General features: G+C 68.9%; 19 protein-coding genes. 4 read left to right on the forward strand and 15 right to left on the reverse strand.

The window, feature by feature from the left end; genetic code table 11:
* Positions 1-32: 32 nt before the first annotated feature.
* On the forward strand, positions 33-647 hold the full coding sequence (locus ACZ50Q_RS17735) for an SCO family protein (protein ID WP_076521378.1): 615 nt from the start codon (positions 33-35) through the stop codon (positions 645-647).
* Positions 648-768: 121 nt separating this feature from the next.
* Positions 769-1,020: a GlsB/YeaQ/YmgE family stress response membrane protein gene (locus ACZ50Q_RS17740; protein ID WP_076521379.1), complete on the forward strand. Its 252-nt coding sequence runs from the start codon at positions 769-771 to the stop codon at positions 1,018-1,020.
* Between the two features lie 100 nt (positions 1,021-1,120).
* Here the strand turns inward: ACZ50Q_RS17740 and adeC are convergent, their stop codons facing one another.
* Genes adeC through ACZ50Q_RS17755 form a run of 3 tightly spaced genes read right to left on the reverse strand, consistent with a single transcriptional unit; the run spans position 1,121 to position 7,034 of the window.
* Positions 1,121-2,626 (reverse strand): AdeC/AdeK/OprM family multidrug efflux complex outer membrane factor, encoded by a 1,506-nt coding sequence (gene adeC / locus ACZ50Q_RS17745; protein ID WP_464079127.1) that lies wholly within the window; start codon positions 2,624-2,626, stop codon positions 1,121-1,123.
* The gene (locus ACZ50Q_RS17750) at positions 2,626-5,805 is read right to left on the reverse strand and encodes an efflux RND transporter permease subunit (protein ID WP_464079128.1); all 3,180 of its coding nucleotides are present in this window, start codon (positions 5,803-5,805) and stop codon (positions 2,626-2,628) included. Before ACZ50Q_RS17750 ends, adeC begins: the two co-directional genes overlap by 1 nt.
* A 14-nt stretch (positions 5,806-5,819) precedes the next feature.
* Entirely contained in the window at positions 5,820-7,034 is a 1,215-nt protein-coding gene (locus tag ACZ50Q_RS17755) for an efflux RND transporter periplasmic adaptor subunit (RefSeq protein WP_464079129.1), read from the reverse strand.
* A 334-nt stretch (positions 7,035-7,368) separates the two neighbouring features.
* On the opposite strand from ACZ50Q_RS17755, the gene ACZ50Q_RS17760 reads away from it, so the two are divergent.
* On the forward strand, positions 7,369-8,280 hold the full coding sequence (locus ACZ50Q_RS17760) for a LysR family transcriptional regulator (RefSeq protein ID WP_076521383.1): 912 nt from the start codon (positions 7,369-7,371) through the stop codon (positions 8,278-8,280).
* Positions 8,281-8,373: 93 nt separating this feature from the next.
* Here the strand turns inward: ACZ50Q_RS17760 and ACZ50Q_RS17765 are convergent, their stop codons facing one another.
* Entirely contained in the window at positions 8,374-9,105 is a 732-nt protein-coding gene (locus tag ACZ50Q_RS17765; RefSeq protein WP_076521384.1) for a pseudouridine synthase, read from the reverse strand.
* A 92-nt stretch (positions 9,106-9,197) separates the two neighbouring features.
* Between ACZ50Q_RS17765 and ACZ50Q_RS17770 the strand changes: the two genes are divergently transcribed.
* Positions 9,198-9,818, forward strand: a complete 621-nt coding sequence (locus tag ACZ50Q_RS17770) for a chorismate--pyruvate lyase family protein (RefSeq protein ID WP_464079130.1) — start codon at positions 9,198-9,200, stop codon at positions 9,816-9,818.
* A 153-nt stretch (positions 9,819-9,971) separates the two neighbouring features.
* Here the strand turns inward: ACZ50Q_RS17770 and ACZ50Q_RS17775 are convergent, their stop codons facing one another.
* Genes ACZ50Q_RS17775 through ACZ50Q_RS17825 form a run of 11 tightly spaced genes read right to left on the reverse strand, consistent with a single transcriptional unit; the run spans position 9,972 to position 21,652 of the window.
* Positions 9,972-10,835, reverse strand: coding sequence for an isocitrate lyase/PEP mutase family protein (locus tag ACZ50Q_RS17775; protein ID WP_464079131.1), 864 nt, complete (start codon positions 10,833-10,835; stop codon positions 9,972-9,974).
* Positions 10,836-10,844: 9 nt separating this feature from the next.
* Positions 10,845-12,242: an FAD-dependent oxidoreductase gene (locus ACZ50Q_RS17780; protein WP_464079132.1), complete on the reverse strand. Its 1,398-nt coding sequence runs from the start codon at positions 12,240-12,242 to the stop codon at positions 10,845-10,847.
* Positions 12,239-12,847 (reverse strand): cysteine hydrolase family protein, encoded by a 609-nt coding sequence (locus ACZ50Q_RS17785; protein ID WP_076521388.1) that lies wholly within the window; start codon positions 12,845-12,847, stop codon positions 12,239-12,241. Before ACZ50Q_RS17785 ends, ACZ50Q_RS17780 begins: the two co-directional genes overlap by 4 nt.
* 9 nt (positions 12,848-12,856) lie before the next feature.
* The gene (locus ACZ50Q_RS17790) at positions 12,857-14,905 is read right to left on the reverse strand and encodes a hydantoinase/oxoprolinase family protein (RefSeq protein WP_464079133.1); all 2,049 of its coding nucleotides are present in this window, start codon (positions 14,903-14,905) and stop codon (positions 12,857-12,859) included.
* On the reverse strand, positions 14,902-16,572 hold the full coding sequence (locus tag ACZ50Q_RS17795) for a hydantoinase B/oxoprolinase family protein (protein ID WP_076521390.1): 1,671 nt from the start codon (positions 16,570-16,572) through the stop codon (positions 14,902-14,904). Before ACZ50Q_RS17795 ends, ACZ50Q_RS17790 begins: the two co-directional genes overlap by 4 nt.
* 10 nt (positions 16,573-16,582) lie before the next feature.
* Positions 16,583-17,083 (reverse strand): LeuD/DmdB family oxidoreductase small subunit, encoded by a 501-nt coding sequence (locus tag ACZ50Q_RS17800; protein ID WP_092581823.1) that lies wholly within the window; start codon positions 17,081-17,083, stop codon positions 16,583-16,585.
* Positions 17,080-18,348, reverse strand: coding sequence for a 3-isopropylmalate dehydratase large subunit (locus ACZ50Q_RS17805; protein ID WP_464079134.1), 1,269 nt, complete (start codon positions 18,346-18,348; stop codon positions 17,080-17,082). The genes ACZ50Q_RS17800 and ACZ50Q_RS17805 overlap by 4 nt, the downstream gene beginning before the upstream one ends.
* Positions 18,349-18,350: 2 nt before the next feature.
* Positions 18,351-19,061: an ABC transporter ATP-binding protein gene (locus ACZ50Q_RS17810; RefSeq protein WP_092581821.1), complete on the reverse strand. Its 711-nt coding sequence runs from the start codon at positions 19,059-19,061 to the stop codon at positions 18,351-18,353.
* Entirely contained in the window at positions 19,058-19,813 is a 756-nt protein-coding gene (locus ACZ50Q_RS17815) for an ABC transporter ATP-binding protein (RefSeq protein WP_092581820.1), read from the reverse strand. Before ACZ50Q_RS17815 ends, ACZ50Q_RS17810 begins: the two co-directional genes overlap by 4 nt.
* Entirely contained in the window at positions 19,806-20,777 is a 972-nt protein-coding gene (locus ACZ50Q_RS17820) for a branched-chain amino acid ABC transporter permease (protein ID WP_076521395.1), read from the reverse strand. The genes ACZ50Q_RS17815 and ACZ50Q_RS17820 overlap by 8 nt, the downstream gene beginning before the upstream one ends.
* 2 nt (positions 20,778-20,779) lie before the next feature.
* Positions 20,780-21,652 carry a branched-chain amino acid ABC transporter permease gene (locus ACZ50Q_RS17825; RefSeq protein WP_464079135.1) on the reverse strand — a complete coding sequence of 291 codons (873 nt, stop codon included), beginning with the start codon at positions 21,650-21,652 and terminating at the stop codon, positions 20,780-20,782.
* Positions 21,653-21,659: the final 7 nt, after the last annotated feature.

Raw genomic sequence — 21,659 nt, forward strand, 5'->3', positions numbered from 1 at the left:
GGGAGGTTTACCCCTTTCCGGCTACTGGACCCATGCGACACCTGATTACCGGCCGCGCCTTTCGCGGACTGCTGTTGGCCTTGTGTGTGTTTCTCGCCGCCTGCGGCGACAGGAACGTGGACTGGACGCTCTATAACGTGAAGGGGCATCTGCCGGACCTGAAGTTCTCGCTGCCCGGCGCGGGCGGCAAGACGGTCAGCAGCGAAGACCTCAAGGGCAAGACGGTGCTGCTGTTTTTTGGCTACGCCAGTTGCCCGGACATCTGCCCCACGACCATGGCGCAGCTGACCGCGGTGCTGCAGAACCTGGGCGACAAGGCCAAGGACGTGCGCATCCTCTTCGTCAGCGTGGATCCGCACCGCGACACGCCGGACATCCTGCAGGCCTACGTCAATGCCTTCAACAACAACGCCATCGGCGTGACCGGCGACGAACGGCAGATCGCCGACCTGGCGCGCCGCTACCGCGTGGCCTACCAGATCGAAAAGCCCCGCCCCGGCGACGACGCCGACATGTACGAAGTGACGCACAGCCGCGGCGTGTACATTTTCGACAAGGACGGCCATGCGCGCCTGCTGGCGTCGGACACCGACAGCATCGAGGCGCTGACCAAGGACGTGCGCCAGCTCATCGACCTCACCTCCTGACCGGGCACGGCGCGAACCGGCCCAGGCACGGTCTGCACACCAGTTGTTACAGCGACGGCGCGCGGGGCGTGGGTATCATCAGGCCACATCGCCCCCTTTTTTCCCTAACAGGAGTACGCGCATGAGCATCATCATCATGATCATCGTCGGGTTCATCGTGGGCCTGATCGCCCGCGCCATCATGCCCGGGGACCAGAACATGGGGATCATCATGACCACCATTCTGGGCATCGTCGGCGCCGTCGTCGCCGGCTTCCTGGGCCAGTCGCTCGGCTGGTATCAACCCGGCGAGCCCGCAGGCTGGATCGCATCCGTCGTGGGCGCGATCATCGTGCTGTTCGTGGTGGGCCTGATCGCCAAGAAGCGCACCTGACGTCCGCCGCCAGGCGGACAAAAAAAACGGGCCGATCCTTGCGATCGGCCCGTTTTTTGTTGCTTGCGCATTTTGCTGCTTGCGCACCAAGCGCCGGGGATCAGCCCGCAGTCGCAGCTGGCGCGGTTGGCGTGGCCGGCATCGCCGGCAGCCCGGCATTTGCCTCGGTGCGCTCGGTCCAGCCGCCGCCCAGCACCTTATACAGCGTGACCAGGTTGGACAGGCGCGCCAGGCGCGTGTCCACCAGCGCCTGTTGCGACGAGTACAGCGAGCGCTGCGAATCCAGCACGCTCAGGTAATCGTCGATGCCCTGGCGAAAGCGCTGCTCCGAGGCGTCGTAGGCGCGCTGGTTGGCGTCCACGAGCAGGCGCTGGGCCTGGATCTGCTCGTCCAGCGTGCCGCGGCCCGCCAGCGCATCGGCGACTTCGCGGAATCCCGTCTGGATGGCTTTCTCGTACTGCGCCACCTGGATGTTCTTCTGCACCTTCGCCAGATCCAGCCCCGCCAGCAGCGAGCCGCCCGCGAAGATCGGCACGGTGATCTGGGGCACGAAACTCCACGCCCCCGAACCGCCCTCGAACAGGCCGCCCAGGCTGGCGCTGGCGGTGCCGGCCGAGCCCGTCAGGCTGATGGTCGGAAAGAACGCCGCGCGCGCCGCGCCGATGTTGGCGTTGGCGCCCTTGAGCTGATGTTCGGCCGCGCGGATGTCCGGGCGGCGCGCCAGCAGGTCCGACGGCAGGCCGGCGGGCAGCGCGGTCGGCAGCATGCCGTCGTCCAGCGTGGTCGCGCCGTCCAGCGCCGCCGTCATCTCGGGAGACAGGGGCTGGCCCACCAGCAGCACCAGCGCGTTGCGGTCCTGCGCCGCCTGGCGCGTGTACTGCGACAGGTTGCGCTGCGCCGTGCGCAGCGACACCTCGGCCTGGCTCAGGTCCAGCGCCGTGGACAGGCCCTGGTCGTAGCTCTGCTTGGTGAGCTGGTAGGAATCTTCCTGGCTCTTGAGCGTTTCGCGCGTCAGGCTCAGCAGTTCCTGGTCCGCGCGCAGCGTCAGGTAGGCGTTGGCGACCTCGGCGATCAGCGTGAGCTGCGTGGCCGTGCGGGTCTCGTCCAGCGCCAGGTAGGATTCCAGCGCCTGCTCGCTCAGGCTGCGGATGCGGCCGAAGAGGTCGAGTTCCCACGCGGACATCGCGGCGCCGACCTGGTAGCTGTGGCTGGTGCTGGCCTGGCCGCTGGGCGACAGGTCGGCCGGCGTGCGCTGGGCCGAGTTCTGGCCCGCCACGCCGATGCTGGGCGCAAGGTCTGCCCGCTGGATGCGGTACTGCGCGCGCGCCGCCTCGACGTTCAGCGCCGCCACGCGCAGGTCGCGGTTGTTGGCGAGCGATTGCTCGATGAGCTGTTGCAGCAGCGGATCGCCGAAGAAGTCGCGCCAGCCGATGTCGGCCACCGCCCGTCCGCCCGGCGCGGCCACCTGGGCTGCGTTGTAGGCGGCGCCCGTGGGATAGGCCGCGTCGATGGGCGCGTCGGGACGCTCATACGTGGGGGCCAGCGAGCAGCCCGCCAGGGCCGCCGCCAGGGATACAGACAGCAAGGTTCTCATCTGGAGTTTCATTACGGTTGACCCTCCGCCGGCACGTCGTGCGCGGCCTTGGCGCTGGTGTCGTGCTTGTCGACGTTTTCGCTCATGCGCTTGACCTTGAACACGCGCAGCATGATCACGAAGAAGGCCGGGACGAAGAAGATGGCCAGGAAGGTGCCGGTCAGCATGCCGCCGATCACGCCCGTGCCGATGGCGTTCTGGCTGCCCGACCCCGCGCCGGACGAAATGGCCAGCGGGGTCACGCCCAGGATGAACGCCAGGGACGTCATCAGGATGGGACGCAGGCGCTGGCGTGCGGCATGGATGGCCGATTCCGTCAGGCTGGCGCCCGCCTCGTAGTGCTCCTTGGCGAATTCCACGATCAGGATGGCGTTCTTGGCCGCCAACCCGATGGTCGTCAAGAGCCCCACCTGGAAGAACACGTCGTTGGACAAGCCCCGCAGCATCGTGGCAAGCAGCGCCCCGATGATCCCCAGCGGCACCACCAGCATGACCGCGGACGGAATGGTCCAGCTTTCATACAACGCGGCCAGGCACAGGAACACGACGATCAGCGAGATCGCGTACAGCGCGGGCGCCTGGGCGCCGGACAGGCGCTCTTCGAAGGACAGGCCCGTCCACTCGAAGCCCACGCCCACGGGCAGCTTGGCCGCCAGGCGTTCCATTTCCTCCATCGCCGCGCCCGAGCTATAGCCCGGCGCCGCCTGGCCCTGGATGTTGTAGGACGGCACGCCGTTGTAGCGGTTCAGCTTCTGGGGGCCGAAGCTCCAGGTCGCCTTGGAGAAGGCCGAGAACGGCACCATGTCGCCGGCGCTATTGCGCACGTACCACTTGTTCAGGTCTTCCGGCAGCATGCGCGAGGACGCCTCGCCCTGCGCGAACACCTTCTTCACACGGCCGCGGTCGATGAAGTCGTTGACGTACGACGAACCCCAAGCGGTGGCGAGCGTGCTGTTGATGTCCGAGACGGCCACGCCCAGGGCGCGCGCCTTTTCGCGGTCGATGTCCAGCTGGTATTGCGGCGCGTCCTCGATGCCGTTGGGACGCACGCCCGCCAGCACCGGACTCTTGGCGGCCTCGCCCAGCAACTGATTGCGCGCGGCAAGCAGCTTTTCGTGGCCCACGCCGGCGCGGTCCATGAGCTGGAAGTCAAAGCCGGTGACGTTGCCCAGTTCCATCACGGAGGGCGGCGGCACGACGAACAGTTTCGCGCGGCGCTCGGTCTTGGCGAAGTGCGCGTTGGCGCGGTCCGCCACGGCGCCGGCCTTCAGGCTGGCGTCGCCGCGTTCTTCCCAGTCGCGCAGCTTGATGAACAGGATGGACGCGTTCTGGCCGCGGCCGCCGAAGTTGAAGCCGTTGACCGCGAACACCGACGTGACGGCGTCCTTTTCCTCGGTCAGCAGGTAGTTGGTCGCGTCGTCGATGACGGCCTTGGTGGCTTCGGCGGTGGCGCCGGCGGGCGTCTGAATCTGGGCAAACAGGATGCCCTGGTCTTCGGCCGGCAGGAACGCGGTCGGGATGCGGGTGAACATCCAGCCCATCGCGATGACCAGCGCCAGGTACACCACCATCAGCCGCTTGGTGCGGTTCAGGCCGCGCGCCACGGTGTTGGCGTAGCCGTTGCTGCTGCGCTCGAACGTGCGGTTGAACCAGCCGAAAAAGCCCTTCTTGGCGCCGTGGTGGCCCTTGGGGATGGGCTTGAGCATCGTCGCGCACAGGGCCGGCGTGAAGACGATGGCCACGATCACCGACAGCACCATGGACGACACGATGGTGATGGAAAACTGGCGGTAGATCACGCCGGTGGAGCCGCCGAAGAACGCCATGGGGATGAACACGGCGGCCAGCACCATGGCGATGCCGATCAGCGCGCCGGTGATCTGGCTCATGGACTTGCGGGTGGCCTGCTTGGGGGATAGCCCCTCCTCGGCCATGACCCGCTCGACGTTTTCCACGACCACGATGGCATCGTCCACCAGGAGGCCGATGGCCAGCACCATCCCGAACATGGTCAGGGTGTTGATGGAGTAGCCGAACGCCGCCAGCACGCCGAACGTGCCCAGCAGCACCACGGGCACGGCCAGCGTGGGGATGAGCGTGGCGCGGAAGTTCTGCAGGAAGAGGTACATCACCAGGAACACCAGGATGATGGCTTCGACCAGCGTCTTGAACACTTCATGGATCGACAGGCTGACGAACGGCGTCGTGTCGTACGGATAGACGACGTCCATGCCCGGCGGGAAATACGGCTTCAGGTTGTTGATGGTGTCGCGCACCGCCTGCGCCGTGTCCAGCGCATTGGCGCCCGGCGCCAGCTTGATCGCCAGGCCGGAGGCGGGCTTGCCGTTGTAGAAGCTGTCGATGGCGTAGGTCTGGCCGCCGAGTTCGATCTTGGCGACATCGGCCAGGCGCACCTGCGAGCCGTCCGTGTTGACCTTGAGCAGGATGCGGCCGAAATCCTCGGCCGTTTCCAGGCGCGACGGCCCGATGATGGTGGCGTTGAGCTGCTGGCCGCGCACGGACGGCAGGCCGCCCAACTGCCCAGAGGACACCTGGACGTTCTGCTCCTTGATCGCGGTGGTGACGTCGACCGTGGTCAGCCCGTAATTGACGAGCTTGGCCGGGTCCAGCCAGATGCGCATCGCGTACTGCGAGCCAAACAGCTGGAAGTCGCCCACGCCCTGCGTGCGGCTGATGGGATCCTGGACGTACGACGCGACGTAGTCGGCCAGGTCGTCCTTGGTCATCGTGCCGTCGGTGGACACGAAGCCCGCCACGATCAGGAAGTTCTTGGTGGCCTTGGTGACGCGGATGCCCTGCTGCTGCACTTCCTGCGGCAGGAGCGGCTGCGCCAGCGCAAGCTTGTTCTGGACCTGCACCTGGGCGGTGTCGGGGTTGGTGCCCTGCTTGAAGGTCAGCGTGATGGACATGCTGCCGTCGGAGTTGCTTTCCGACGAGATGTACTGCAGGCCGTCAAGGCCGTTCATCTGCTGTTCGATCACCTGCACCACGGTGTCCTGCACGGTCTGCGCGGATGCGCCCGGGTAGGTCACCGCGATGCCGATGGCGGGCGGGGCGATGTTGGGGTACTGGGCGACCGGCAACTGCAGGATGGACAGCGCGCCGGCCATCATCAGCACGATCGCGATCACCCAGGCAAATACCGGCCTGTCGATAAAAAACTTTGCCATGCATGGCTCCCTGATTACTGCTTGGCCGGCGCGGCATTGGCCGCGCCATTGGCGGCCTGCTGCTGCGGCTGCTGCTGCGGCTGGGCGCTGGCCTCGGTGGCGACCACTTCGACGCCGGGACGGACCATCTGCAGGCCTTCCACGATGACTCGGTCGCCGGCGGCCAGGCCCTCGGTGACGAGCCACTTGTCGCCGATGGCGCGGTCGGTCTTCAGGTCACGCAGTTCGACCTGGTTCTTGGCGTTGACCACCAGCGCCGTCGGCAGACCGCGCTGGTTGCGGGTCACGCCGCGTTGCGGCACCAGCAGGCCGTCGGCGGCAACGCCATCGGCCAGGCGGGCGCGCACGAACATGCCCGGCAGCAGGCGGCGGTCCGGATTGGGGAACACCGCGCGCAGCGTGATCGAGCCCGTGCCCTGATCCACGGTCACTTCCGAGAACTGGAGCTTGCCGGTCTCTTTGTATTGCGAGCCGTCTTCCAGGGTCAGCGTGACCAGCGCGGCCTGCTCGCCGTCCGCCTTCTTCAACTGGCCGCTGGCCAGGGCGTCCTGCAGGCGCAGGAGCTGTACGCTGGACTGGGTGACGTCGACGTAGATCGGGTCGATTTGCTGCACCGCAGCCAATGCGTTGGTCTGGTTGGCCGTGACCAGCGCGCCTTCGGTGACCGCCGAGCGGCCGATGATGCCGGCGATTGGCGACAGCACCTTGGTGTAGACCAGGTTGATGCGCGCCGTATCGAGCGCCGCCTTGGCCGCCAGCACGTCGGCGGCCGCCTGGTCGCGCGAGGCGACGGCGTTGTCGTAGGTCTGCTGGCTGACCGCGCGGGTCGCAACCAGCGGCTTGTAGCGCTCGGCCAGGAGGGCCGCCGTCTTCTGCTGGGCCTGGGCCCGCGCCAGCGCGGCCTTCTGGCTGTCGAAATCGGCCTGGTAGAGGGCGGGATCGATTTGATAGAGCTGCTGCCCGGCCTTGACCTCGCCGCCCTCGGTGAAGAGACGCTTCTGGACGATGCCGTTGACCTGCGGACGCACTTCCGCCACACGGAATGGCGACGTGCGGCCCGGCAGTTCGGTGGTGAGGGAAACGGGTTGCGTCGCCAACGTGACGACCGTCACTTGCGGCTTGCCCGCCTGGGGCGCCTCTTGCTTCTTGCCGCAAGCGGCCAGTGTGAGAGCCGATGCCGTCAGCGCAAAAACAGCCGCGCCGCGCCACATAGCGCTTTTCTTATTCATAGATTGCATTCCCGATTTCAATAAAAGTAGCCCCACGCGGCGCATGCGCCGCGTGCCCGGTTGCCCTGGACGGGCCTGATCAGTTGGGGCGGTCCTGCGAAGAACATCAGCCCGTCAGACCGCTTTGACGCGGACCGCGTGGCTCGGCTTTGGTGGAGTCGCGTTGAACACGCAAGGCTGTACGCTTATCGCATTGCTGCATTGCAGAACTCGCATTCTGAGTTATCCCGCTTTAGAAACAAAGTGGCATGTTGAGAAAACATCATTCCATTTATGGGACAATCTGGAACTCCCCCTACTGTGACAAAATGCCGACATGAAACGCCTACAGGGTATGGAACTCTTCGTCGAGGTCGCCAAGACGCACAGTTTTAGCCGCGCTGCGGCAACGCTGGGCGTGCCGAAGTCGACCTTGTCTCGCCAGGTGGCCGAATTGGAGCGATCGGTGGGGCTGCGGCTGCTGAGCCGCACCACGCGCAAAGTGGAGCTCACCGATGCCGGCCGGCTGTATTTCGAGCGCTGCCAGCGCATCGTGGCCGAGGCGCAGATCGCCCATGAAGAACTGCAGAAGCTGGTCGATACGCCGACCGGACCGCTGCGGGTGAACATGCCCGCGGACTTCGGCACGGACTTCCTGGCTGAGTCATTCATGGAGTTTTCCCGGCGCTATCCCGATGTGACGTTTTTCCTTGACCTCGCCAATCCGGACCACGCCTCGCGCGTGTTCCAGACCTGCGATGTGTCGATCGAAATCGGCGACCTGCCCGATTCGACCCAGATTGCACGACTGCTGGGCATGCTGCCCGCCTACCTGTACGCCTCGCGCGAGTACCTGGAAAAGCACGGCGAACCGAAGCATCCCAGCGACTTGACCCGCCACGAGTGCATCGAGTTCCGCGCGGAAGGCGCCGGCCGCGTGACGCGCTGGCCGCTGACCAATGGCCAGCAGCACATCGAGTTCACGCCGGGCAATCGGTTTTCCGTGAACGGCGTCGCCATGGCGCGCCGCCTGGCCATGCTGGGCGCGGGCATCGCGGTGCTGGTCGGGGGGCAGCTGGCGGAGCAGCAATCCGGCCAGTTGCAGCGCGTGTTGCCGGACTGGCAGCTAGGGCCGTTTCCGGTCCATGCCGTCACCGAGACGCGGCTGCTGCCCGCCAAGACGCGGATCTTCATTGAGTTCCTGATGGAGCGACTGGGCAGTCACTGGCAGGCGAAGGATACCCCTGTTTTCATGCGGTCCGTCTGAGCCCGAAACCGACTGAAAAATCCAGAAGCCGCCGACATCAGATGTCGGGAGAAATGACCAATGCCTGAGCCTGGGGTCGTGTCAGACACCGGCTCAGAACGATTCGTCCTCGCGCAGGTAGCGCCATTGGCCCAGCGGCAGGTCGCCCAGGGCCACGCGGCCGATGCGCACGCGCTTCAGGCCCACCACCTTCAGCCCGACCAGTTCGCACATGCGGCGGATCTGGCGCTTCTTGCCTTCTCGCAGCACGAAACGCAACTGGTCGTGGTTCTGCCAACGCACCTGCGCCGGCTTGAGCGCCTTGCCGTCCAGCGACAGGCCATGATTGAGCAGGGCCAGGCCGTTGTCGGACAGGTCGCCCTGCACGCGGACCAGGTATTCCTTGTCGATCGTGGAATCCTCGCCGATCAATTGCTTGGCGACGCGGCCGTCCTGCGTGAGCACCAGCAGGCCCTGCGAATCGATGTCCAGGCGACCCGCCACCGCCAGCCCATCCAGGTGCGCGCGTTCAAAGCGCTGGGGCGCGCGGTCTCCGGCGAAGCGCGAGCGCGCGTCGATCAGGGCCACGGCGGGCGTGTAGCCCTTTTCGGCCTGGCCGGACACATAGCCGACCGGCTTGTTGATCAGGATGGTGACGCGGGACGTCTGGCGCGCATGCGCGGCGCGCTCCAGGGTGATGACCTGGTCGGGATAGGCCCGCGCGCCCAGTTCGGACACGACGACGCCGTCGACGCGGACCCAGCCGCGCTCGATATAGCTGTCCGCCTCGCGGCGGGAACAGAGTCCGCGCTCGGACATGAGCTTGGAGATACGTACTTTTTCCATGGGCCGTATTGTATGCGCAGGGCTCGTGCGCCCCGCCCTGCGGCACTGCGACGCAGACGGCCGGCCCCCGGGGCTTGGCATAATACGCAGCCATGACGACACCCGCAGCCCATCGCCCCCCTCTCGCCGCCGGCTGGCTGGCGCACGCCCCGGCCATTCTGTCCCCTGCCCAACGACACTGGCTGTTCCGTCCGGGCGCGCTCACCGCGGGCCTGCGCCAGGTCGGCCAGGTGCGGCTGCGGGTGCTGGCAGAGTACGCCGACGGCGCCCCGGCCGACGAGGCGCGGGCGATGCATATCGATCCGGGTTCGCCCGTGTGGATCCGCGAGGTGCTGATGTCGGTGAACAGCATTGACAGCGTGCCGGCGCGCAGCCTGACCCCGCTGACGGCCTCGCACGGCGCCTGGCAAGGCATGCGCCGCCTGTTGACCCGGCCGCTGGCCGACATGCTGTACCACGACAGCACCGTCATCCGCTCGCCCTTTGCCTGCCGCCGCCTGGCCTCGCCCGTGCCGTTTCACGCCACCGCCTCGGGCGTGCTGGCCCCCGAACGGTGCGCCCTGGAGGCCGGCCGCATCTGGGCGCGCCGCTCGGTGTTCTGGCGCCAGGGCCAGCCCCTGCTGGTGGCCGAGGCGTTTCTGCCGGGCTTCTGGGATTTGATCGCCGGCCAGCCCGTGCCACCGCTCGTGCCGCACCAACGCACGCCGCGCTGACGACGGCGACCGGGGTGGCGTGGCAGGCGTCACGTCACGGATACGGGCTCCGCAACCCAGCGGTGTCTGACACCCGGGTGAGACGAACTTCATCATGCGCGGGCGGTTCATGGGTGTCAGACACCCATGAGAGACGCCGAACCCTCCAACTGATCAGCCCTCGTAGCGCCGCCCCTGTTCCAGCAGCTCGGGCGTCCCGATCACGTCATTCAGCCCATCGAAGTCCAGCATCCGGTCCTTCCAGGGCCCCGTCGTGCCGTGCTCTCGCAGGCTGCCGTAATACCCCTGCAGCGTGTGCGCGACGGCGCGCGCGGTGCCGCCCGGAAAGATGACGATGCGAAACCCCAGGCCCGACAGCGCCTGCGCGTCCTGCACCGGCGTCTTGCCGCCCTCCACCATATTGGCCAGCAGCGGCACGCGCGCCGCGAAGCGGTCGCAGGCCGCGCGCATCTGGTCCGGCGTGCGCAGGGCTTCGATGAAGAGCGCGTCCGCCCCGGCCTCCAGGTAGGATTCGGCGCGGTCCAGCGCCGCCTCCAGGCCTTCGGACGCCAGGGCGTCGGTGCGCGCCAGGATCAGCGTGGACGCGTTCACGCGGGCGTCGACGGCGGCGCGCAGCTTGCCGCACATCTCGGTAGCCGGAATCACCGATTTGCCGTCCAGGTGGCCGCAGCGTTTGGGAAAGGTCTGGTCTTCGAGCTGGATCATCGCCGCCCCGGCGCGCTCGAAGCCGCGCACCGTGCGTTGCGTGTTCAGCGCGTTGCCAAAGCCCGTGTCGGCATCGACGATGACGGCGGCCGACACGCGCTCGGCGATGCGGGCCAGCGTGTCTTGCACCTCGGTGTATGTGGTCAGCCCGATGTCCGAGCGGCCCAGCCGCGTGTAGGCAATGGACGCGCCCGACAGGTACAGCGCGGAAAAGCCCGCCTGCTCGGCCACCAGCGCGGACAGGGCGTCGTAGACGCCGGGGGCCAGCACCGGGCCGGCCGCCAATTGCGCTTTCAGGTTCTGTGTCTGCATCGTGTGTTCCTAATCCAGGCGGCGCCCAAGCAGCGCCGCCGCGGTCGCCACGGCGATATGGCCGCCCGCGACCGCACTGAGCAAGCCGTTGCCGGACAGGTAGCCCGACACGTCGTTGCCCGAAACGCCGCGGGCGGCGCCGCCCGCGGCCAGCAGGTTGGGCAGCGCCCGACCCGCGGTGTCCAGGACGCGGCAATGCGCGTCGATATCCAGTCCGCCCTGCGTGTGAAAGAGCGCGCCGGTGACCTTGACCGCGTAATACGGCGCCTGCAGCGTCCGTTCGAAGCGGCGGCCCAGCGGGTCCGGTTCGTCAGGCCGGACCGCGTCCAGCGTCTGGCGCAGCGCGTCCGGATCGCAGCCGATCAGCGCGGCCAGCGCCGTCACGTCGGCGCAGGTCTTGAGCGCGTGGCCCGCCTCGGCCTGCACGAAATCGGGGAACCCGCGCGCCAGCGCCAGGGTGCGGTCGTCGAACACGTTCCAGGCCACCGAGCCCGGCTGCGCCAGCACGTGGACCGCCGCCTCGGAATACCCGTGGGTCTCGTCGTGAAAGCGCCGGCCGTCGCGGTTGATCTGCACGCCGCCGTCCATCATCACGGCCCAGGAGATCAATGCGCCCTGGGGCGTGGCCCAGGACCCGTGGCCCTGGTAGCCGCCCAGGTCGGCCAGCCGGGCGCCGAGCTGCGTGCCCCACTGGATGGCGCTGCCGTCGTTGCCGACGTGTCCGCCGTAGACCGCCTCGCGCATGGCGGGCAGGTACTGGCCCACCATCGCGGCATTGCCGCCGAAGCCGTTGCAGGCCAGGATCAGCGCGTCGCACCCGATCACGTCGACCGAGCCGTCGGGACGTTCGCAGCCCACGGCGGTCACGCGGCCTTCGGCGTCGGTCCAGAGTTCGCGGGCCAGCGCGCGCGTCAGCAGATAGGCGCCCGCCTCGGTGGCCGCGCGTTCCAGGGCCGCCACCAGCGCCGCGCCCGTGCGTTCGGGCAGCGTGTGCATGCGCCGCGCGGTGTGGCCCGGGTACAGGAATCCGTCCAGCACTTCGAACCGCAGGCCGTGCCGCGCCAGCGCGTCCATGGCCTCGGCGGCGGCGCCCGTGTAGGCGGCCACCAGTTCGGGCGACGCCGTGCCCCCCGCCTTGGCCTGGATGTCGGCGGCAAAGCGCGCCGCGTCGTCCTCGATGCCGGCGGCGCGCTGCACCGCAGAGCCGGCCGCGGGAATGAAGCCCGAGGACAGCGCCGTCGAGCCGCTGGGCGCCGCGTCGCGTTCGATCAGCACCGTCTCGATGCCGGCGCTGGCCAGCCGCAGCGCGGCGGTCAGGCCGCAGGCGCCCGCGCCGATGATGACCACCGGCACGTGCATCGCGTCCGCGCCGGGCGCGGCGCCGCTTCTGACGACCGGCGCGCTCACGGCGCCAGCCTGTCCAGCAGGTCCTGGCACGACACCACGTCGGCCACCGTGCGCAGGTCCGCCAGCGCGGCATCGTGCATGGCGGGCGTGGGCGCGGCGCAGCCGTCGGCCAGCACCGTCACGTGGTAGTCGCGCATGTGGGCGTCGCGCACCGTGCTGGCGACCCCGCCGTTGGTGACGATGCCCGCCACCACGACGCTGGAGATGCCCGCGCGCCGCAGCACCCAGTCGAGCTGCGTGTTGAAGAATGCCGAATACGCGACCTTCCAGACCGACACGTCGACCAGCCCGTCCAGCTCGGCCACATTGGCCTGGCCGGGCGAACCGGCCACGAAGTCGCCCTTGCGAAGAAACGGGCGCAACTGCTTGAGATGCGGCGAGATCATGGGCTCGCCGTGCGCATCGGGCCACAGCGTGAACTGGCTGGCGGCCACGAAGCCGCCCTGCGCCTTGAGCGCGCGGGCCACCGGCGCCACGCGCGCCGGCAGCGCCCGCGCCTGCGGGCTGACCGCGCCGCCGCGGTCATAGGCGCCGCCCGGCGCCAGGAAGTCGTTCTGCAGGTCGATGATGACCAGCGCGGTGGTGCGGGGATCGAAGGAATGCATGGTCCGCTCCTACGAATCGGTCCGGGCGATCAGCAGATTGCCCAGGGAATCGACCCGGCCGGCAAAGCCCGGCTCGATCCAGATGGTGGTGTCCGGCTGCTCCAGGATGGCGGGGCCCGCCACCTCGGCGCCGACCGGCAGGTCCAGGCGCGCAAAGCGCACGGCCTCGCGCCATTGCCCCGCGTGAAAGACCCGCTGCGTGCCCAGCGAGGCCGGCATGTCCTTGCCCGTGGGCGCCAGCAGCGCGAGGTCGAACTTGGGGCGCTGGCCGATGCGGGCATAGCGCAGGTTCAGGATGCGCACGGCGATGCCGGTCAGGCTGCGGCCAAAGGCGGCGCGATAGGCGCGGTCGAACGCGGCGGCGATGCCGTCGCGGTGCAGGTCCGCGCGGGACACTTCCACGCGCACGGTGTGGCTCTGGCCCACGTACAGCATGTCGAGTTCGATGCTCTCGCGGATGCCTTCGAACGACACGCCGGCCGAATCCAGCCGTTCCTGGCAGGCGTGCGCCAGCGCGTCGATGCGCGCCAGCAGGTCGGCGGCGTCCAGCGCGTCCAGCGCGACGTTCAGGGTCTGCACCCCGTCATGGCGCATGTCGGCCATGACGCAGCCCAGCGCCGAGGTCACGCCCGGATAACGCGGGACGATGCCATGCGCGGCGTCCACTTCGTTCATCATGGCGCACACGTGCAAGGCGCCGCCGCCGCCGAACGGCATGTAGGCGAACTTGCGCGGATCGTGGCCGCGTTCGATGGAGACCACGCGGATCGCGCCCGCCATCTTGGCGTTGGCGACGGTCAGGATGGCCTCGGCCGCCGCGTGCACGTCCAGCCCCAGCGGGCGGGCCACGTGTTCCTCGATGGCGGCGCGCGCCAGTTCCACATCCATCTTGGCCAGCAGGCCGCCGCCCAGCGGGCGCTCGGCCGCGATGCGGCCCAGCAGCACGTTCGCGTCGGTGACCGTGGGGCGCGTGTTGCCGCGGCCGTAGCAGGCGGGGCCGGGGATACTGCCGGCGGACTCGGGTCCGACCTGCAGCAGGCCGCCCGCGTCCACGCTGGCGATCGACCCGCCGCCCGCGCCGATGGTTTCGATCTGGATCATCGGCGCGCGCACCACCATGCCGAAGTCGATGGCGGTCTGCGCCGACAGCGAGGCCTCGCCCTCGGCCACCAGCGACACATCGAACGAGGTTCCGCCCATGTCGCCCGTGACCACATTGGGAAAGCCCGCGGCGCGCGCGATGGCCGCGCAGGCGATCACGCCGGCCGCAGGCCCCGACAGGGCCGTGCGCACGGGCACGTCGCAAGCCGTCTGGCGCGACATCACGCCGCCGTTGCTCTGCACCACCAGCAGCTCGCCCTCGAATCCATGCTGCTGCAGGTCCGATTCCAGCCGCGTCAGGTAGCTGCCCACCACGGGCTGCAGCGCCGCGTTCAGCACGGCCGTCGAGCAGCGCTCGAATTCCCGGATCTCGGGCAGCACCTCGGTCGCCGCCGTGACATTGCCGTTCGGCCAGATCGCGCGCACGCGCGCCGCGGCCTGGGCTTCGTTGACCGGGTTGGCGTAGGCATTGACGAAGAACACGCAGACCGCATCGCAGCCCTGCTCCAGCAGCCTGCGCGCGGCGGCCTCGACCTGGTCCAGGTCCACCGGCGTGTGCAGCGCGCCATCGGCCAGCACGCGTTCGCGCACTTCCAGCCGCAGGTCGCGCGGCACCACCGGTTCATAGTTGCCGCGCAGGCCCCAGGTCTGGGGCCGGTCGCGCCGGCGCATTTCCAGCACGTCGCGGAAACCCTCCGTCGTGATGATGCCGGTGCGCGCCACCTTGCGCTCCAGGAGCGCATTGGTGCCTACCGTGGTGCCGTGCACGATGGTCGCAATGTCGCCCGCGCCGTCGGCCACCCGGGCGATGCCGTTCATGAAGCCGCGCGCCTCCTCGCCGCGGGTCGACGGCACCTTGACGACGCGCGCGCTGCCGCCCGCCTCGTCCAGCACGAAAAGATCCGTGAACGTGCCGCCCACGTCCACTCCCACCACCAATCCTTGCGCCGCGCTCATGCCGACTGCTCCTTCTGAATATCGCTGACATAGCCCATCTTGCGGTCGTGCTCGCGGGCCGCCGGATCGCGCCGCGCGGGCTCGCCGTAGCCGCCTCCGCCCGGCGTTTCCAGGCGCACGCGGTCGCCGCGTTGCAGCCGGATGCCCAGCATCTTGGAACTCATGGGCGGGGACAGCCACTGGCCGTCCTGCTGGTAACGGAAGACATTCAGCGCGGCCTGGCCGCCGCCCGCGATGCCCTTGGGCGCGCTGCGGCCGCGTTCGCCGAAGATGAAGGCTTCGGCGCTGTCTTCCAGCAATTCGATTTCATAGATGGCGCCCAGGCCGCCGCGGTGCGTGCCGTCGCCGGCCGAATCCGGGCGCAGCGCCCATTGCGTGAAGCGCACCGGGTAGGCCGCCTCCAGGATTTCCAGCGGCGGGATGGTGGCGGTGGAGATGGGCGCGTTGCCGTGGCTCAGCCCGTCGCCGTCCGAATGCCCGCCGTGGCCGCCGCCGAAGAAGCTGAACATCACCCAGCGCTGGCCCTTGCGGGCGGCATCGCTGCGGTAGCCGGCGATGGACAGCGCGTTGATGGTGCCGTAGGCCTGGGCCATGGCGCGTTCCGGCGCGGCCTGGGCCATGGCGCAGAAGATCACGTCGATCATGCGCAGGATGGTCTCGGTATAGCCGCCCACCGGGCGCGGCCGGTCGGCCGAAATCACCAGGCCGTCGGGCAGGACCACATCCACCGCGTCCAGCACCCCGGCATTGGCCGGCACGTCCGGGAACAGGTGTTTCAGCGCCACGTAGCAGGCCGCGATGGCCGTGGCGCGCGAGATATTGACCGGGCCGGCGCAGGCGGGCGACGTGCCGGTGAAGTCCAGCGACAGGCGGTCGCCGGCAATGGACAGCTTGAGCGCGATGCGCAGCGGCGCGTCGCGCACGCCGTCGTTGTCCAGCATGTCCTCAAAGACGTATTCGCCGTCCGGCAGGCTGGCGATATGGTCGCGCATCAGGCGACGCGCCCGCTCGCGCAGCGTGTCCAGGGATTCCAGCACCGTGGCATCGCCGTATTCGTCCAGCAGCCCGTCCAACCGGCGCGCGCCCAGTTCCAGCGCCGCGAGCTGGCCGTTCAGGTCGCCCCACAGGCTGTCGGGCAGGCGCGTGTTGGCCTTCAGGATGGCCAGCACGTCCTGGTCCAGGACGCCCGCGCGCACGATGCGCACCGGCGGGATCTGCACCGCTTCCTGCCAGCATTCCGTGGCGGCCGGGTTGTAGTTGCCGGGCACCGCGCCGCCCACGTCGTGCCAGTGGGCCGCCGACGCCAGGAAGCAGAACAGGCTGCCGCCGCGAAACACCGGCTTGACCAGCTTGAAGTCGTTGGCGTGCGTGCCGCCTTCGTACGGATCGTTAAAGAGCCACACATCGCCGTCCACCATGCCGCCGCGCTCGGACGCGGCCTTGGCCGCAGCCTTCACCGCGAACGCCATCGCGCCCACGAAGACGGGCAGGCCCGACTTGCCCTGGATCAGCGTGGCGCCGGTGGCGGCGTCGTACATGCCGTGGCAGGCGTCGTGGGCCTCGGCAATGATGGGATTGAATGCGCTGCGGTACAGCGTCGCGTCCATTTCGTCGGCGATCTGTTCCAGGCGGCCCTTCAGGACCGCCAGGGTGACGGGGTCGAGCATGATGTGATTCCTAAGAGGTTTGACGCTGTTTCAGCAGATTCAGCAGTCCGCCGGCCTGCACCATGTCAAGGAGGAAGCCGGGCACGGTCTCGCAGTGCAATGCATCCGGCGCGCCGCCCGGCCGGCCGATGCGGCCGGCGACGGGGTCCAGCGTGACGCGCTCGCCTTCGGCCAGCGTCCCGGCCTGTTCGCAGGTCAGGAGCAGCAGGCCCACGTTGAAGGCATTGCGGAAATACAGGCCGTTGAAGGACGGGGCGATCACCGCGGCCACGCCCAGCCGCACCAGCGCCGCGGCGGCCTGTTCGCGCGACGAGCCGATGCCGAAGTTGGGGCCGGCCACCAGCACGTCGCCGGGCTGGACCTGGCTGGCGAATTCGGGCCGCACGCGTTGCAGGCAATGGCGGGCGATCTCGTCGATGCCGAATTTCATGTAGGCGCCGGGCGCCAGCGCGTCGGTGTCGATGTCCGCGCCCACGCGCCAGACGCGGTGCGTCGTGGTCTGATCGTTCATGCCAGGAACTCCCGGGGATCGGCGACGCGGCCGGCCACGGCCGAGGCCGCGACCGTGTAGGGCGACGCCAGGTAGACCTGGGCCGTCTCGGAGCCCATGCGCCCCTTGAAATTGCGGGCCGTGGTGGAGATGACGCTGGCGCCATCCGGGATGGAGCCGCCGTAGCCCGCACAGGCGCCGCACGAGGTGGCCAGCACCTGCGCGCCGGCGTCGCGCAGCACCTGCATGACGCCTTCGCGGTCCGCCTGTTCCTGGTCCTGCCGGCTGGCCGGCGCCACCATCAACTGCATGCCGTCGGCCAGGCAGCGGCCGCGCAGCACGCGGGCCGCGGCCCGCAGGTCCTCCAGCTTGGCGCCCGTGCAGGCGCCGATGTAGGCCACCTGCAGCGGCACGTCCGGGTATTCGTCCACGGCGCGCGCGTTGGCGGGGCTGTGCGGGGCGGCGACCTGCGGCGCCAGCGCGGCCGCGTCGAAGTCGTGCCACTCGGCGTCGGCGTTCGCGTCGCCCTGCCAGCGCGCCAGGTCCAGTTCCGCCGTGACGCCCGCCGCCCGCAGATAGGCAGCGGTGGTCTCGTCCGGGGCGATCAGGCCCACCTGCGAGCCCAGCTCGGCGCTCATGTTCGACAGCGTCATACGCTCCTGCATGGACAGCGCGCGCACGGCTTCGCCGCAGAACTCCACGGCCTGGTAGCGTCCGCCATTCATGCCGTAGCGGCCGATCATGTGCAGCATCATGTCCTTGGCCGTGACGCCGTCGGCCAGGCGGCCGCGCCAATCCATCATCAGCGTCTTGGGCACCTTGACCCAGATCTGGCCGGTGACCGCCACACCCAGCATCTCGGTGCTGCCGATGCCGAACATGTAGGCGCCGAATGCCCCGCCCGTGGGCGAATGCGAGTCGCCGCCCACGCAGAACATGCCGGGCCGGATGTGGCCGTGCTGCGGCACCACCACATGGCAGATGCCGACGGAGTCGTACACGTTGGGCAACTGCTTTTCCGCGGCCCAGTCGCGCGCGATGCGCACGATGCGGCGCGATTCGTCGTCGGACTCCGGCACGTAGTGGTCGATGACCAGCACGACCTTGGCCGGATCCCACAGCGTGGCGCCCAGCTCCTGCAGCATGGGCTGCAGCCGGCGCGGACCGCTGGAATCGTGGAACATCGCCAGGTCCACCGCGCAGGTCACGATTTCGCCCTCGGCCACCGCCTCGCGCCCGCAGGCGGCGGCGATCAGCTTCTGGGCCAGGGTTTGAGGCTGGGCCATGATCACATCCCCAGATAGGCGCGGCGCACGTCGTCGCTGGCCAAGAGGTCGGAACAGGCGCCGCTGTAGCGCACGGCGCCGTTCTCCAGCACATAGGCGCGCTGTCCGGTTTCCAGCGACTGGCCCACGTTCTGCTCGACCAGCAGGATGGCCAGGCCGTCGCCGTGCAGCCGCTTGATGAGGCTGAACAATTCCTCGACCATCAACGGCGACAGCCCGAGCGAGGGCTCGTCCAGGATCAGCAGGCGCGGCTCGGCCATGAGGCCGCGGCCGATGGCCAGCATCTGCTGTTCGCCGCCCGACATGGTGCCGGCCAGTTGTTCGAGGCGTTCGCGCAGCCGCGGAAAGATGTCCAGCACCTTGTCCAGGTTCTGCGCCCGGCGCTCGCGCGCCCGGGTGAACGACCCCAGTTCCAGGTTCTCGCGCACGCTCAGGTTGGGGAAGATGCGGCGCCCTTCGGGCACCTGGATGAGGCCGGCCTGCACCACCTGGCGGTAGTGGCGGCCGGTCAGGTCCTGGCCCTCGAAGCGCACGGCGCCCCCCCACGGCCGGTACAGTCCGCACACCGTGTTGTTCAGGGTGGACTTGCCGGCGCCGTTGCTGCCCAGCAGCACCACGATCTCGCCCGCGCCCACCTCCAGGTCCACGCCGCGCAACACTTCCATGCGCCCGTAGCCTGCCCGCAGGCCCTTGACCTCCAGCAGCGCGCTCATGCCGGCGCTCCCTGCGCGGCCAGCCGCGCCGCCGCGCCGTGGCCCAGATAGGCCTCGACCACCTTGGAATCGCGCGTGACTTCGCCGGGCGTGCCCGAGGCAATCAGGCGCCCCTGCGCCAGCACCCACACGTGCTCGGCCAGGCTCATCACCGCGCGCATCACGTGTTCGATCATCAGCACGGTGACGCCATCGTCCACCAGCTTTTTCACCACCGGAATCATCTCGTCGATCTCACTGGGATTGAGCCCCGCCAGCACCTCGTCCAGCAGCAGCAGGCGCGGCCGCGTGGCCAGCGCGCGCGCCAGTTCCAAGCGCTTGCGTCCCGCCACCGTCAGGTCGGCGGCCGGCTTGTCCAGCGAGGCCTGCAGGTTGACGCGCGCGGCCACGGCCTCGGCGGCGGCCAGCGCCTCCTGCCGGTCCGCCAGGCGCAGGTGCGCGCCCACGGCGATGTTCTGGCGCACGGTCTGCGCGCCGAACGGCTGCACGATCTGGAAAGTGCGGGTCAGGCCCAGCCGCGCGGATTCGTGCGGCGCCATGCCGGTGATGTCCTGGCCCGCGAAATGCACGGTGCCCGAACCGGGCTTGAGAAAGCCCGACAACAGGCCGAACAGCGTGGTCTTGCCCGCGCCGTTGGGGCCCACCAGCGCGGTGAGCGAGCCTTGCGGCACGTCCAGGCTCACGTCCTGCACGGCCTTCAGGCCGCCGAAGGTGATGGACAGATTGCGCGCTTGCAGCAGGATGTCAGACACGGGCGCGCTCCTTCATTCCAAACAGGCGGCCCAGCGACTGCCCGCCGCCGGTGATGCCGCGCGGCATGAACATCACGATGAGGATCAGCACCACGCCGTAGATCACCATGCTGATGCCCGGCAGTTCGCCGAACAGGTTGCGGGTCAGGTCGGCCAGCGCATGCAGCGTGACCGCGCCCAGCAGCGGGCCCCACAGGGTGCCCATGCCGCCGACGATGGCGCCCACCAGGGCCTCCACCGACACGGCCGAGCCGAAGGCGATGCCCGGGTCGATGTACTGGAAGACCTGCACGTAGAAAGCTCCGGCCACGCTCATGAACGCCGCGGACAGCGCGATGCCGCCCAGCTTCACGCGCAGCGGATTCACGCCGATGGCGCGCGCCGCGTCCTCGTTGTCGCGCACGGCCTGCAGGTAGGCGCCGAAGCGCGAATGGCGCAGCCACGCCGTCACCAGCAGCGCCAGCAGCACAAAGCCCAGCAGCAGGTAGATGTAGCCGCGGCGCGAGCCGAACTGCATGTTCGCCACGCCTTCCTGCAGCGGCACCATCAGCCCCACCCCGCCCCCGGTGAAGGACACGGACAGCGCCAGGATGCGGAACACTTCGGCGAACGCCAGCGTCACCAGCGCGAAATACGAACCCTTGAGCCCGTAGCGGAACGTCAGCCCGCCCACCGCCAGCCCGACCAGCGCGCCCAGGGCGATCGCCATCGGCAGCACCAGCCAGGGATTCAGGCCCAGGTTGAGCTGGCCCAGCGCCTGCGCATACGCGCCCACGCCAAAGAACAGCGCATGCCCGAACGACAACTGGCCGCCGTATCCGCCCAGGATGTTCCAGGCCTGCGACAGCAGGGCCGCATACAGCGACATCATCACGAAGGTCAGCAGCACGCCCGACTGGGCGAACGTGGCCACGGCCGCCAGGGCCACGGCAAAGAGCGCGATTGCGCAGAGATCCCGTTTCATGCTCAGCCCCTCGCCCCGAACAGCCCCTGCGGGCGAAACAGCAGCACCGCGATGAAGATCGCGAAGATGCCCATCTGGCCCAGCGAGTCGCCCAGGAACAGGCCCCCGATGGACTCCACCACGCCGATCAGCAGACCGCCCACCAGCGCCCCCACGAAACTGCCCATGCCGCCCAGCACCACGATGGTGAAGGCGACCAGCACGAAGCCGCTGCCCACCTGCGGGTTGACGTAATACGCGGGCAGCAGGAAGCAGGCCGCGGCGCCCAGACAGGCCATGCCGATGCCGAACGACACCGCATAGACTTTCTCGACGTCGATGCCCATCAGCTTGGCGCCCTGCTTTTCCCGGGCCACGGCCCGGATCGCGCGGCCCAGGTCGGTGCTGCGGATGATCCAGAACAGCACCGCCGCCACCGCCAGCGCGCCAAAGAACGCGATGATCTTGGGCAGCGCGATCAGGGCGGGCCCGATCTCGACCGTGGACAGCGTGTACGCGGTGTCGATGCTGCGCGTGTCGGACTTGAACCAGACCAGCGCCAGGTTCTCCAGCACGATGGCCAGGCCCAGCGTCACCAGCAGGATGTTCTCGTCCTTGCCATGGCTGGCGCGGTTGATGACAAAGCGCTGCAGGGCATAGCCCAGCGCAAACATCCCGGGCACCACCAGCGGCAGGGCCGCGTACGGGTCGATGCCCAGGCGGTCCTTGAGCAGGTATACGGCGTACAGCGCCACCATGAGCGCCGCCCCATGGGCGAAGTTGATGATGTGCAGCACCCCGTAGATCAGGGTCAGGCCCAGGGCGATGAGCGCGTACACCGCGCCCGTCGTCAGGCCGTTCAGCACCGAGGAAAAGAGGATGGCGGGATCGAGCATGGGTCGG

Source organism: Achromobacter sp. T5-5, from assembly GCF_055397965.1.